Genomic DNA, 12,817 nt, shown 5'->3' with positions numbered 1-12,817 from the left:
TCGGGTTCATGGGAGCGGTTTCCCTTACAATGTTACTCACTAACACCCAGTTTATGTATGCTATTAAAAGGTTTTAACTCTAGAACTCTAACTAAAATGATTGCTCAAGATTAAGACGGTGTTCGTCAGACTATGCGCTAAAGAATTGTTAAACTCAAGAGCAAAATTACCGCTAAAAGCCTGATTAAAGTTTCCTGTTTACCGTTTCCTTTTTGAGGATTGCTATATATGAACAATCAACTGTACGAACGAGATTTTAATCTGTGGCGAGAAAGCCTTATTGAGCAGATTAAAGAACATCGTTTTAATGATATAGATTGGGAGCATTTGCTTTTAGAATTAGAAAGCATGGGAAAGTCAGAGAAACGGTCATTTATTGATTAAAGTTGTGGGTTGCATCAGCGATAATTGCTCGCAGCTACTCAATTACTCTAAAATTAGATTACCCCACCAAACAACAACCTCCAGATGACCAGAGAATTTAACGTCATTATAGAACGCGACTCTGAGGGGTATTTTGTTGCCTCCGTGCCTAATCTTGCTGGATGTCACACCCAAGCCAAATCTCTAGACGAACTTATAGAGCGGATTAAAGAAGCTATTGAACTTTGTTTAGAGGTTGAACAAGAAAACGCCGAAGCACTAGAGTTTATTGGTGTGCAGAGGGTTTCTGTTCAAGTATGAGCAAGCTACCGAGTTTGACTGGACGGTAAGTAATTACAGCTTTAAAAAAAGCAGGTTTTGAGGTAGCAAGAATCCGAGGTAGTCACCATTTTTTGATACACAGTGATGGTCGTCGAACTGTTGTTCCAGTGCATTCTGGTGAAACAATTGGTTCTGGTTTGTTAGCACAGATACTCCGTGACTGTCAGATCAGCCGTGATGAATTCCGGGAACTATTGTAAAAATAGGTAAAATTTACCCTTCTGATGTCATGGATTCTCCTATATATAATATGAGATTATTCCATTTTTTCTTCAAGTAGAACTACTACAATTACTATTGATGCTAGATAATGGGAAAGCTTTGACATTTGCTTGCCAATCTAGCCCGGAAACAATAACTAAGACTTATGCGAACTCACTATTGCGGCGAACTCCGAAAAGAACATATTGGAGAAACTGTTACCTTTTACGGATGGATAGACCGTCGCCGCGATCACGGTGGTGTGATATTTTTAGATTTACGCGATCGCTCTGGAATTGTCCAAATCGTCAGCGATCCGCAACGCACCCCAGATTCTTACGAACAGGCGAATGCCCTACGAAATGAATATGTTGTCGAAATCACTGGTAGGGTAACGCAACGTCCCGATGAATCGTTGAATACCCGCATCCCAACAGGCGAGGTAGAAATCTACGCCGATAAAATTCAACTCCTGAATGCTGTTCGCAAACAGTTACCTTTCCAAGTTTCTGTAGCTGACACCGAGACAGTGCGGGAAGATTTGCGGTTGAAATATCGCTATTTGGATTTGCGACGCGAACGCATGGCGCAAAATTTGCAACTGCGTCATCAAATTGTCAAAGCCATGCGTCGTTATCTGGAAGATTTGGAAGGTTTTATTGAAGTCGAAACCCCAATACTTACCCGTTCTACCCCAGAAGGGGCGCGGGATTATGTTCTACCAAGCCGCGTCAATCCTGGGGAGTGGTATGCTTTGCCGCAATCACCCCAGCTATTTAAACAATTGCTGATGGTATCCGGCTTAGATAGATATTATCAGATTGCCCGTTGCTTTCGTGACGAAGACTTACGCGCCGACAGACAACCAGAATTTACTCAGTTGGACATGGAAATGAGCTTCATGTCTCAAGAAGAAATTATCGAACTGAATGAAAACTTAGTTTGCCATATCTTCAAAACAGTTAAAGGCATTGAATTACAGCGTCCTTTCCCCCGGCTAACTTACGCAGAAGGGATGGAACGCTACGGGAGTGATAAACCAGATACTCGCTATGGTTTGGAATTAGTTGATGTATCAGATATTGTCAAAGACTCTGGTTTCAAAGTCTTTCGAGACACTGTTACCAATGGCGGTATCGTCAAAATCCTGCCCATTCCCAACGGTAACGATGTAATTTCTAATGTCCGTATTAAACCAGGCGGTGATTTATTTAAAGAAGCCAGTGAAGCCGGTGCAAGGGGTTTAGCTTTTATCCGCGTCAGAGATGATGGCGAAATTGACACCATTGGCGCGATTAAAGATAACCTAAGTGAGGAACAAAAAGGAGAAATTTTACGCCGCACAGGTGCTTCTTCTGGACATTTGCTGTTATTTGGGGCAGGGGAAGCTGCTACAGTTAATAAAACATTAGATAGATTACGGCAAGCGATCGCTAGAGAATTTAACTTAATTGATCCAGAAAAAATCAACTTACTCTGGATTACAGATTTCCCGATGTTCGAGTGGAATGCTGACGAAAAACGTTTAGAAGCACTGCACCACCCATTTACAGCACCACATCCTGATGATTTGAGCGATTTAAAAACTGCACGCGCTCAAGCTTACGACTTAGTACTCAACGGCGTAGAAGTTGGCGGCGGAAGTCTGCGGATTTATCAGCGAGAAGTTCAACAGCAAGTATTTGAAGCGATTGGTTTATCTCCTGAAGAAGCACAAAGTAAATTTGGCTTTCTCTTAGAAGCATTTGAATATGGTACACCACCGCATGGTGGCATCGCCTACGGTTTAGATCGTTTGGTAATGTTGCTAGCTGGAGAAGAATCTATTCGAGATGTAATTGCTTTTCCGAAGACACAACAAGCACGTTGTTTGTTAACAGATGCACCTTCGAGTGTAGATGCTAAACAGTTGAAAGAATTGCACGTTGCTTCAACTTATAAACCAAAGTCTTAACAAAGCGCAAGGGGAGTACAGACAGTTAAAGTAAGCTTTTATAGCTCAATTCCTTTTTAACTTTTCTGTTCTGTTTATTATGCTCCCTTTGCCTTTCATTAATTGATGGACTGTATTCTAAGGGAAGCTCTAAACACTCTAAGTGTTCTTTTTCTCCATTTTGCAGCAACTGCCAGAAATTGGCTATCTAACAATTTCTAATGCATTACAGTAGTGATCGCAATAAGGTAGATTATTCAGGTAGCAACTACGACAACAATAGGTGTAGAAAATCTACTGGTAGGATGAAAGGGATTAATGCTGCTGTCACAATAGAATTAAGCTGCTACCTCCAGAATTATTTATGAGTGAATCTATCATCTTGACAGACGCTGGCTTATTACCAGAAGATTTGTTACCAGATGTTAGCCATCTGGTGACAGAGGACGATGAACCCTTGGATAATCTGCCATCTGAAAAACAACAACGCCTGCTGGCAGAAACACTTTACAGTTCTTGGAACGGGCCTAGTAATGCCCAAGGGTTTCTTGTGGCTGTCCAATGTAGGGTTGTTTCCCAGTAACAAACAACCGCCGATTGTACCTGATGTATTTTTGAGCCTGGATGTACAAGTAGCTGATAACTGGTGGGAAAGACGGCATCGCTCTTATTTTTTCTGGGATTTTGGTAAACCGCCAGAGGTAGTGATTGAAATTGTTTCAAATCGAGAAGGCAATGAAACAGGACGAAAAATCTTAGAGTATGCCAGGATGCGGGTAATATACTACATTATCTTTGATCCAACTCGACAACTTGGTGGTGAAGTTTTACAGATATACGAGTTGCGTGGGCGGCAATATATACCCATGAGTGAGCAATGGCTGACTGAAGTTGAGCTAGGTTTATGTTTGTGGGAAGGTGCGTATGAAGGTAAGCGGGATGTTTGGCTGAGGTGGTGTGACACTACGGGTAATGTAATTCCTACTGGTGCAGAACGAGCTGAACAAGAACGTTTACGAGCCGAACTTGAGCGAGAAGCTAATAAAGAAACTGCTCTGCAACGATCTGAACGCTTGGCGGCACAGTTACGAGCCTTGGGTGTTGAGCCAGAAGTATGAGGGTGGGGAGTGGGCTAATTCAATTAATTGAAAAACGCTGTAAGAACGAAATTGCTAGGAAACCTCCTCAAAACAAAAAAAACCCGCCATAGCGGGTTACACAACAAACTAAGAACATTGAAAACTTGATTTAGCTGGAATACCTCATTTCAGCTTCCAGTTGACGAATCAGCTGTTCGTCACCCTTTGCTCTGGCTACTTGCAAGCGATGTTCTAGGCTTTTTTGAATATTCTCTCTGTGAGCTTCTTGTGCTTTTCTGCCACTTTGTAGTCTATTTTGATTCATAGTGATTACCTTCTTTAATTTTTTGCTTTATGTCTTACATTCTTAACATAACACAATTTTTGTAGCTGTTGCTACAGAAATTTCTAACTTAATATATATTTTATCAAAAATATGTCTAAGAAGCAGATAAGCCAACAACAACTCCTAACTTTACTGAGCGATTTTGGCGATCGCGATGTTTATGTAGGCATAATGAAGGGTGTCATAGCCCAAATCAACCCCAGACTTACGGTAGTAGACTTAACGCACCAAATTCTGCCGCAAGACATAGCCGCAGCCAGATTTTCTTTGATGAATGCTTACCCCTATTTCCCAATTGGGACAGTACATGTGGCAGTAGTAGATCCGGGTGTGGGAAGCAAGCGACGAGCGATCGCAGTAGAATTTGCTCAAGGGTTTCTCGTAGGCCCAGATAATGGTATTTTTAGCGGCGTACTCAGTCAAAGTCCAGCGATCGCAGCTGTTGAACTTACAAATCTTAACTATTGGCGTCCTCAACCAAGCAAGACTTTTCACGGTAGAGATATCTTTGCACCAGTGGGAGCTAATCTTGCTAGTGGTGTCTCCCTTAAAGAGCTAGGAAAAGAAATTGATCCAGCAAGTTTGGTAAAACTGCATATAGGCGAGTGCCAGCAAACAACCACTGGTGTAGTGGGTTGCATTCAATATATTGACCACTTTGGCAACTTAGTGAGCAACATTGCAGGAAGTTATGTACAAGGCAAAACTTGGTCTGTGCAAGCTGCTGGATTGAGTATACCAGGCTGTGAAACTTACAGTGATGTCAAGGTGGGAGAGATAATAGCTTTAGTTGGTAGTCACGGATGGATAGAAATTGCCATTAATAGTGGCAATGCTTACTCAAAGTTGCAGTTAGGTTGGCAAGAAACGCTTCAAGTTGTGCTAACTTCTGAATTCTAAATTTTGCTGTAATTAAACAACCACAAAATTGTTTTCAGTTAGTGAAACTCCACCAAACAGTTGTGCAAATTGTATTTGAGTAAAACTACCCTCACTACCATCTCGGTCAAAGTACAGCGCACCTGTGGTGAAGTCATAGATAAATCGTTGAGTGCAAGTGGTTGCAGATGTTCCAATCGTAAACTGACTTGCTTTAAGTGAACCGATTGATAATCTGCAATCAAAACCAGTAGCCGATACTTTAATAACTTCATTAGTAGCGTTGAAGCCATAAAGACTATCAATGCCTTCATTGAAATTATTGAAAACAAAGGTATCAGTACCAGATCCTCCAATTAGGGTGTCATTCCCAGTACCACCGTTGAAGGTGTTATTGCCTAACGCATCAGAGGCACTAAGATAATCATTACCATTTCCTCCAGAAAGTACGTTATTGCCTGTTGAATTGTCAATATTCAACGTATCATTACCAGCGCCACCGTCGAGGATGTTATTGCCAGATGCCCTAAGATATAGTTGGTAGTTGTCGTCTTCGTAGTAGCCAGAGGCACTAAGAGAATCATTGCCCTCGCCTCCAGAGAGTAGGTTATTACCTGTTGAATAGCCAATATCCAACGTATCCTTACCATCGCCTCCAGAGAGTAGGTTATTACCTGTTGAATACTCAATATCTAACGTATCATTACCAGCGCCACCGTTGAGTGTGTTATTGCCAGGAACGTTATGTGAATAGTAATAGTAATACAGGCTATCAAAGGAGGTATAACTAAAGAGAGAATCGTCACCATCGTCACCATTGAGCAGGTTATTGCCTGATGAAAGGTTAATATTCAAGCGATCATCACCAACGCCACCGTTGAGGGTGTTATTACCTTCGGAGGGAATAGCCTGTGGACCGCTATCGCCTATGATTTTGTAACTGGCGTCAAGAGTATCGTCACCAGCGCCACCATTAAGCAGGTTATCGCCTTCTGAACCTTTAGCATCCAAGCTATCATCACCAGTGCCGCCATTGAGCAGGTTATTGCCTGTTGAAAAGTCAATATTCAAGTAATCATCACCAGCGCCACCGTTGAGGGTATTATTGCCTAAAGAGGGATAAAAGTAATAATAGGCGTTGTCGCCAAGGGTTAAGAGAGCATCATTGCCATCGCCACCATCGAGCAGGTTATTGTCAGATGAACCTCCAACATCCAAGCGATCATTACCGTTGGTTCCAATGATATTTGCCATAACTTTTACCTAACTAAATCAATTTCACTACTTTTACAGTCAATTCAATTCTCAAGTTGCTGTTAATGCTGTTTGAAGTCAAACTTGAATGCTTGAAAGGATGTTTAGCACTCCAGAAGTTTACTTTCCCTCTATTTTTATCTCTGGTTTAATTAGGCGAGTTTTATGCAAAAATGAATTATTTTTACAAGACTTTACATTTTGACTTGCTCAATTTCTCTGTAAGAAATTGAGCAAGTCAGGTTAACGGCAAAAGAATACATATTGAAACGCGATCGCCCTACCCGCCTGCTCTTAGAGGAAATAAAGCATAGCTTTGGCGGGGTAGGGTGCAATGACTACAGGAATCAGAACTAATTACCCGGACATAATATAAAAGAATATTGCAAACAATATTCTTTAACTATACTCATCCCAAGCCACGGGAAAAGAATAATCTGAAATCGCCGATAAATCACGATTTTCGCTACGGGTTTCTTCATCCAGAACTTTGACGACTTTGTTATAAATATCTTGTGCTTGTTGTGGAGAATCTCCGATGCTGGTTAATCCCAATTTGCCAAACTGGGAAAGGCAACCCATCAGATGAAACACTGTACCTGTTTCAGTACCACTGTCAAAGTGCAGTCTGTGATGAGCAATGATATCCATCAAATCATTTGGTAATAATCCTTGATAGCGCTCTTTTTGCAGATTATCAGTGGCAATGTAATATTTTGGACGACCTTGTTGACTATAAAATAAACCCGTGGAAAGGTCATAGCGACCATTCGTTAATAATTTCAAGGTCATGAATGGATGAGTTGTACCGCCTTTACGCAGGTTAATTTCAATCGCCTGAATATCCCAATCTCCATTACCTTTGTCAACGGCGATAAAATCTACACCAAATCGCTCTAAAGTGCCTTTTTCTGCTAACTTTCTGCCAACTTGTAACCCCAATTGCTGTAATTGCAATCGATATCTTTCATCAGCCGGAAAGCTACAACCAAGATAAATCTGACCGTCTGGGCCTCCAAGAATTTGGTCGTGGGTTGAAAGGATTTCCACCTCACCAGTGGGTGTGATCCTTCCTTGGACGCTGGGCGATCGCTTAATTTCCCCTTCTACAAATGCTTCGGTAATTGCTCCCAACTCAGGGATTCTTCCCGAAAAATTATCCCAAGTTTCTTGCTTTGCTTGAAAGCGCATTGTTGAGAAGCGATCGCTAATTGCTGCTACCCTTTCGTCATGAGTACCTTTACCCGGTGCTAGATTCTCAATTGGTCTAAGATCCAGCAATGCATTTCCCTCTCCCGAAATGCCTTCGTTGAGTTTCACTACTACCCGTTTTAATGTGGGTTGTCGTTCCCACAAATCGCTGGTAGCTTCTGCTAAATCTGTATGGTTCCAAATTTTTTCACTGCCATCTGGATGCGGTACTCCACTTTCAGCGAAGATTTGCCGACTGCCACTTTTTGTCCCCCAAATTTGTAAATCTGGTGCGGCAGCATACAAAGGTACACCCAATTTTACAGACAATTCGCCTTCCCAATGCGAAGAGTTGTAGCAGATCATAAATGATTTATCTAGCCTCAAAGCTTCATGAATCCGCTTAAGCAGGCGGGGACGTTCTAAAATCTTTTGACTCAGGGGTTTAAGAGAGGAATCGTAAGTAGAAAGTAGCAGCAACCGATTGCGAGCATGAGAAAAGGGAATTCCTGGCAACAGTTGCAAGTAATAATCAATGATACTAGGATGCAATGGTACTGATGTTACATAAACCAGCCGAGTCCGGGGATTTTGCAACCGAATTAAGGAAAATAGTAATCTTTCTTCATAATGTTCGCAGCCTTCAATCTTTCGGAGTTCGCGCTGGTCGAGACTCAGGGAGGGAATAATTAAAATATCCGCTTCATTATTGTCAAATGACTCGCTCGTTTTCCAGCGATCGCTCAGGGTTAATTGTAAGTGGTGAAACTTTTCAACCTGCTCTGACTCAGAAATATTTAGTGTTGCCATAACCCCTACCCTCTAATAATCTCAATGTAGCGCACCATGCAGGCTTTTGGGCTATTATGCAAACTAGTCGTCAGATACCTTTTAGTCTGCAAGAAAGCAACTATGCAAATATCAGTCTAAATAAATATTAACATTAACAAAAATGGATGGTATTTATGTAAGTATTTTTGTTAACCACTAAGTGATCAAGTATAAATCTTAATTTTCATTTAGCGAAAATGGCTTAATTATTGAGGCACAATAAATGTCTATTAATTATAGACTACTTCAGTAACTCTAATTTATTTAATTTATTCTATGTCTTAAGGTTGAGCAAATTTCAGCTTGTTTTACCTCTATGGAGTGATAAAGGACAGCGACATAATAGTTAACTTAAAAGCACATGAGAAGCAGAAATTCTTCATTGTATTGAGAGTTATGTACTTGGTTTTCGTGGTCGGTGAATAGTGTGAGTCAGGTGTGAGGAGAAATAATGTCAGCCGCGTACAATTGCCAGTTATAAGTAAGTTTGGTAAGCGTCGTGGGTATAAACGCCTAAAGTTGCAATGGCTAGTAGAAGCCAAAACAAAAATTAAACCTTGGGTTGAAGTTTCGATCCAAGGTTTAGTTTTGAAATGGGAAGTAGATGATTGGAAACGGCTTTTCCCGATATCCAATTACATTCAATCAATATTAAACTAGCGAGACAAAACCTATGGCTAAATCAAAAGAGAAAAAAGACCAAAAAGAGCAAAAATTACAACCGCCACAGCAGCAAGAAGCACCAGGTGTTGAATCAGAAATGACGCCAAAACCCAAGGCAGATGATGCCCAGTATCGGGGTAGTGGCAAGTTACAAGATAAAGTGGCATTGATTACAGGTGCAGATAGTGGTATTGGTCGTGCTGTAGCGATCGCATTTGCTAAAGAAGGTGCAGATGTAGCAATTCTTTATCTCAATGAACACGATGATGCCAAAGAAACAAAACAGTTGGTAGAAAAACAAGGGCGTCGTGCAGTAACCATTGCAGGTGATATTGGCAATGAAAGTTTTTGTCAGCAAGCTATTCAACAAACAGTTGGGGAATTTGGCAAACTGGATATTCTTATAAACAACGCCGCCGAACAACATCCCAAAGAAAGTATCGAAGAAATTACCGAAGAACAACTAGAGCGAACTTTTCGCACTAATATATTCTCGATGTTTTTCATGACTAAAGCTGCACTCAAGCATCTACAAGCAGGCAGTTCTATCGTCAATACCACATCGGTAACAGCTTATAAAGGTAGTCCACAGTTACTAGATTATTCCTCTACAAAAGGTGCGATCGTTGCTTTTACTCGTTCCTTATCAAAAAATTTAGTATCTAAAGGAATTCGCGTTAATGCTGTCGCGCCCGGCCCAATTTGGACACCTTTAATTCCCTCAACTTTCCCTGAAGAAAAAGTTGAAACGTTTGGTAAACAAGTACCGATGCAACGAGCCGGACAACCAGAAGAAGTTGCTCCTAGCTATGTATATTTAGCCTCTGATGATGCTTCTTATGTCTCTGGACAAGTGTTACACGTCAATGGTGGAGATGTTGTCAATGGTTAAGTGAAATAGTTAATTATTGGTCATTGGTTGTTCACTTTGGATAAAGGACTAATGACTAATGACAAAAAATAATTACTTGTAACTCTACCCTGATGGTCTTCCATTGGAGGGATGAGTAAATGCGGGAATATTGATACTCTATCTAGCAGCAAACATTTAAGAAATAATAAGTACGTCTATGGCATCTCCTACACCACTGAATGGCACAGAACTAGTAGATTGTGCTAGAGCAAATGCCCAGCAAGGAATTGAAACTGCTGCTTATCAATGTGGCTATGGTCAAGACCTCAACAAATTTGCCAAAGAACTTAGACAAGCTTGTGAAGACATGAATTTACAAGTAAAAGAACTTAGTGGATTGATTACTGACCAGGACTCGATATTGCAATTAGGTACTGGCGAAATTGTTGCTCCAGATACAGAAACAGAATTGTAAAAGTTAGTCATTTGTACTTTATTCTTCACTAATGACTAATGACTAATAACTTTTTTCATAACTTTAAAATTACCCGTGCCAAATTGAAGTAAATCAAAACGCCCACGACATCAACTGCTGTAGTGATGAATGGTGCTGACATTAATGCCGGATCTAAACGGAGGTAGCGAAATAGAAATGGCAGTGCTGAACCGGAGATAGAAGCTAAAAGAGAAATAGCTACCAGACTAGTGCCAACAGCGATCGCTACTTCTAATCGTCCTTGCAGAAAATAAGCCCAGACAGTAGCGATCGTACCTAACATTCCTCCTAATAATACCCCTGCGATCGCCTCTCGGCCAATTACCTGAAATGCACCAAGCGATCGGATTTCATCGGTATTCATCCCGCGAATCACCACTGTGGAAGACTGGGCACCCACGTTACCACCAGTACCAGTCAGTAAAGGGATAAACGCCGTCAGTGTCACCACTTGTGCCAAAAGGTTTTCTTGTGACTTAATAATCGTTCCTGTAATAGTATTAGTTACAAGTAAAACCAACAACCATACAACCCGCTTCCGAGCGATTTCCAGTAAATTCATCTGAAAATAGTTGTCGCCCCCCGACTGCACACCACCACCCAAGGCGTAGATATCTTCGGTGGTTTCGCGTTGCAGAATATCAATTACATCATCGACGGTAACAATACCTACTAGAAGCTGTTCTCGATCTACCACTGGCACAGCTAGAAAGTCATATCTTTGGATTAATCTAGCAACTTCTTCTTGGTCTGTATCAGTGTGGACAAACACCACATCACGGGTCATAATTTCGCCAATAATTTGCTCAGGCTGAGATGTAACTAACTCCCGCAACGATACAATCCCCGTTAAACGCCTTTGGGCATCCATGACATAAAGATAATAAATCATCTCACTAGCATTAGCTAGGTTGCGAATTCGCTCTAGAGCTTGAGACACTGTAAAGTTTTCTTTCAGCGAGATTAACTCTAGCGTCATAATTCGCCCAGCAGTATCAGCTTCATAACCCAATAGTTGGGCTGTAGCTTGGCGTTCTGCTGGACTCAGTTGTTCTAGCAAACGATTAACGACTTTTGCCGGTAATTCATCAAATAACTTAGCTCGGTCATCCGGCGACATTTCATCGACAATATCGCGGACTTCCTGACTTTTAAGTTCCTCAATTAAGCGTTCTTGAACACTGTAGTCGAGATATTCATAAACCTCGATAGCCTCATCTTTAGAAAGCAAGCGAAAAGCCAAAGCGTGCATCGCTTCTGGCAAACCCTCAATCGCTTCAGCAATATCGGCAGGCTGCACAGGCACGAGAATAGCTTTTGCTCCCTGCAAGTCTCCCGCTTCTAGGAGCATTTGCAGCTGAGTCCGCACTAAATCTCGCAATTCCCTGCGTGAGACATTCTGAATGGTAGAGTTAAAATTGTTAGTCTCAGTCAAAGTCCACTTTCCTTAGCCAGTTTGAACAAGGTTGCTGCCCTTAGTCTAGGGGAAAGTGGGAATGTGCAGGGCTAAACTTGTGATTTTCTGACTTTAAATAAATTGAAAACTTTTGTAAATAAGTAAATAATCAGAGTTTCAAACGCTGATAATTCCTTACGTTCAACCTACTCTGTAGGGGATTGTGCTACGCAAAGCGTCTAGTTTACGACACGCTACGCGTACTCCTCCAAGGAAGCAAGCTACGCGTCAGCGTCCCGCAGGGAACGTAGAGAAGTTGTCGTGTAACTATTCCCTGGATAGTCCACCGACAACAAGCTTACTCGAAAAGTACGATAATCTCTTAATTCCAACAGATTGTGTTTTCTATCTTAAATACATAGAGTGGTAAAGCTTTTGCAAAATCACTTTTTTACTTGTTAGTACTATTCTCTACTGGACGTTTAATACTAAGTTAAAACACATCTAATTCGCATATCAAAATTTTATCAATATTTTGTAGAGTTGGTATCTTGCCCATCCTGATTATGCAACTGAATGCTGATTAGCTTATTCTCTGCTGGGTTTTATAACAAAGATATGAATTAACACTCAATTATGAAGCATAGATAAACAAGACCTCTTCAAATCTTTAAATATTAAATATCTTCTTTATCTAAATTTTATGTAAGTAAAAACTATGTAAATACAAAACAAAAACTTCATCCGGTAGATCAGGAATTTTTATTTTAAGATCATCAAAACTTTTATATTCCTTTAAAAAAGATAAATCAATATGAATCTTTAAACAAGGTTCCATGAAGAAGATGGACAGAAGCCCCTAAACTATTGTCAAATGGTAAATTAATTGATTCCATAAAAATACTTAAGTAATAATATGTAAAGATATTAGTTTAGCTAGTTAGATGGGTATCCGCCGCGATTAGGGTTGCTTGATCTCAACTTCATACA

11 protein-coding genes and 1 pseudogene are annotated in these 12,817 nt (G+C 40.8%); 8 read left to right on the top strand and 4 right to left on the bottom strand.

Annotation, left to right across the window (positions count from 1 at the left end; translation table 11 throughout):
• Positions 1–228 precede the first annotated feature (228 nt).
• The 5 genes and pseudogenes from RMZ43_RS22980 (at position 229) to RMZ43_RS22960 (ending at position 3,957) form a co-directional block, all read left to right on the top strand.
• Positions 229–384, top strand: a complete 156-nt coding sequence (locus tag RMZ43_RS22980) for a DUF29 family protein (RefSeq protein ID WP_322653009.1) — start codon at positions 229–231, stop codon at positions 382–384.
• Positions 385–468: 84 nt separating this feature from the next.
• Entirely contained in the window at positions 469–684 is a 216-nt protein-coding gene (locus RMZ43_RS22975; RefSeq protein ID WP_100900333.1) for a type II toxin-antitoxin system HicB family antitoxin, read from the top strand.
• A gap of 32 nt (positions 685–716) precedes the next feature.
• A complete protein-coding gene (locus RMZ43_RS22970) occupies positions 717–905 on the top strand; it encodes a type II toxin-antitoxin system HicA family toxin (protein ID WP_322653063.1) in 189 nt (62 codons plus the stop codon).
• Between the two features lie 167 nt (positions 906–1,072).
• A complete protein-coding gene (gene aspS, locus RMZ43_RS22965) occupies positions 1,073–2,860 on the top strand; it encodes an aspartate--tRNA ligase (protein ID WP_322649185.1) in 1,788 nt (595 codons plus the stop codon).
• Between the two features lie 343 nt (positions 2,861–3,203).
• Positions 3,204–3,957: pseudogene (locus RMZ43_RS22960) on the top strand (Uma2 family endonuclease).
• Positions 3,958–4,087: 130 nt separating this feature from the next.
• Here the strand turns inward: RMZ43_RS22960 and RMZ43_RS22955 are convergent.
• The gene (locus RMZ43_RS22955; protein WP_167755997.1) at positions 4,088–4,243 is read right to left on the bottom strand and encodes an arginine synthesis PII-interacting regulator PirA; all 156 of its coding nucleotides are present in this window, start codon (positions 4,241–4,243) and stop codon (positions 4,088–4,090) included.
• Positions 4,244–4,354: 111 nt separating this feature from the next.
• Between RMZ43_RS22955 and RMZ43_RS22950 the strand changes: the two genes are divergently transcribed.
• A complete protein-coding gene (locus RMZ43_RS22950) occupies positions 4,355–5,164 on the top strand; it encodes an SAM hydrolase/SAM-dependent halogenase family protein (protein WP_322653010.1) in 810 nt (269 codons plus the stop codon).
• Between the two features lie 12 nt (positions 5,165–5,176).
• On the opposite strand, the gene RMZ43_RS22945 is transcribed toward RMZ43_RS22950, so the two are convergent.
• Together RMZ43_RS22945 and RMZ43_RS22940 are read right to left on the bottom strand one after the other, a co-directional pair.
• Positions 5,177–6,397 (bottom strand): calcium-binding protein, encoded by a 1,221-nt coding sequence (locus RMZ43_RS22945; protein ID WP_322653011.1) that lies wholly within the window; start codon positions 6,395–6,397, stop codon positions 5,177–5,179.
• A 399-nt stretch (positions 6,398–6,796) separates the two neighbouring features.
• Positions 6,797–8,398, bottom strand: a complete 1,602-nt coding sequence (locus tag RMZ43_RS22940) for a peptide ligase PGM1-related protein (protein ID WP_322653012.1) — start codon at positions 8,396–8,398, stop codon at positions 6,797–6,799.
• A gap of 694 nt (positions 8,399–9,092) precedes the next feature.
• On the opposite strand from RMZ43_RS22940, the gene RMZ43_RS22935 reads away from it, so the two are divergent.
• Both RMZ43_RS22935 and RMZ43_RS22930 read left to right on the top strand, forming a co-directional pair.
• The gene (locus tag RMZ43_RS22935; RefSeq protein WP_322653013.1) at positions 9,093–9,974 is read left to right on the top strand and encodes an SDR family oxidoreductase; all 882 of its coding nucleotides are present in this window, start codon (positions 9,093–9,095) and stop codon (positions 9,972–9,974) included.
• Between the two features lie 178 nt (positions 9,975–10,152).
• Positions 10,153–10,410, top strand: a complete 258-nt coding sequence (locus tag RMZ43_RS22930) for a hypothetical protein (RefSeq protein WP_322653014.1) — start codon at positions 10,153–10,155, stop codon at positions 10,408–10,410.
• 55 nt (positions 10,411–10,465) lie between these two features.
• Here RMZ43_RS22930 and mgtE read toward each other — a convergent pair whose 3' ends face one another.
• Complete coding sequence (gene mgtE / locus RMZ43_RS22925; protein ID WP_322653015.1) at positions 10,466–11,866, bottom strand: magnesium transporter; 1,401 nt, start codon at positions 11,864–11,866, stop codon at positions 10,466–10,468.
• Positions 11,867–12,817: the final 951 nt, after the last annotated feature.

The organism is Nostoc sp. CmiVER01, assembly GCF_034531135.2.
GTDB lineage: Bacteria > Cyanobacteriota > Cyanobacteriia > Cyanobacteriales > Nostocaceae > Nostoc.
The sequence above is the reverse complement of the archived record's forward strand: the minus strand, read 5'-3'. Positions and strand labels throughout refer to the sequence as shown.

Coding starts and splice junctions, on each gene's coding strand:
- RMZ43_RS22980 (WP_322653009.1), top strand. CDS start 229: ATGAACAATCAACTGTACGAACGAGATTTTAATCTGTGGCGAGAAAGC.
- RMZ43_RS22975 (WP_100900333.1), top strand. CDS start 469: ATGACCAGAGAATTTAACGTCATTATAGAACGCGACTCTGAGGGGTAT.
- aspS (WP_322649185.1), top strand. CDS start 1,073: ATGCGAACTCACTATTGCGGCGAACTCCGAAAAGAACATATTGGAGAA.
- RMZ43_RS22955 (WP_167755997.1), bottom strand. CDS start 4,243: ATGAATCAAAATAGACTACAAAGTGGCAGAAAAGCACAAGAAGCTCAC.
- RMZ43_RS22950 (WP_322653010.1), top strand. CDS start 4,355: ATGTCTAAGAAGCAGATAAGCCAACAACAACTCCTAACTTTACTGAGC.
- RMZ43_RS22945 (WP_322653011.1), bottom strand. CDS start 6,397: ATGGCAAATATCATTGGAACCAACGGTAATGATCGCTTGGATGTTGGA.
- RMZ43_RS22940 (WP_322653012.1), bottom strand. CDS start 8,398: ATGGCAACACTAAATATTTCTGAGTCAGAGCAGGTTGAAAAGTTTCAC.
- RMZ43_RS22935 (WP_322653013.1), top strand. CDS start 9,093: ATGGCTAAATCAAAAGAGAAAAAAGACCAAAAAGAGCAAAAATTACAA.
- RMZ43_RS22930 (WP_322653014.1), top strand. CDS start 10,153: ATGGCATCTCCTACACCACTGAATGGCACAGAACTAGTAGATTGTGCT.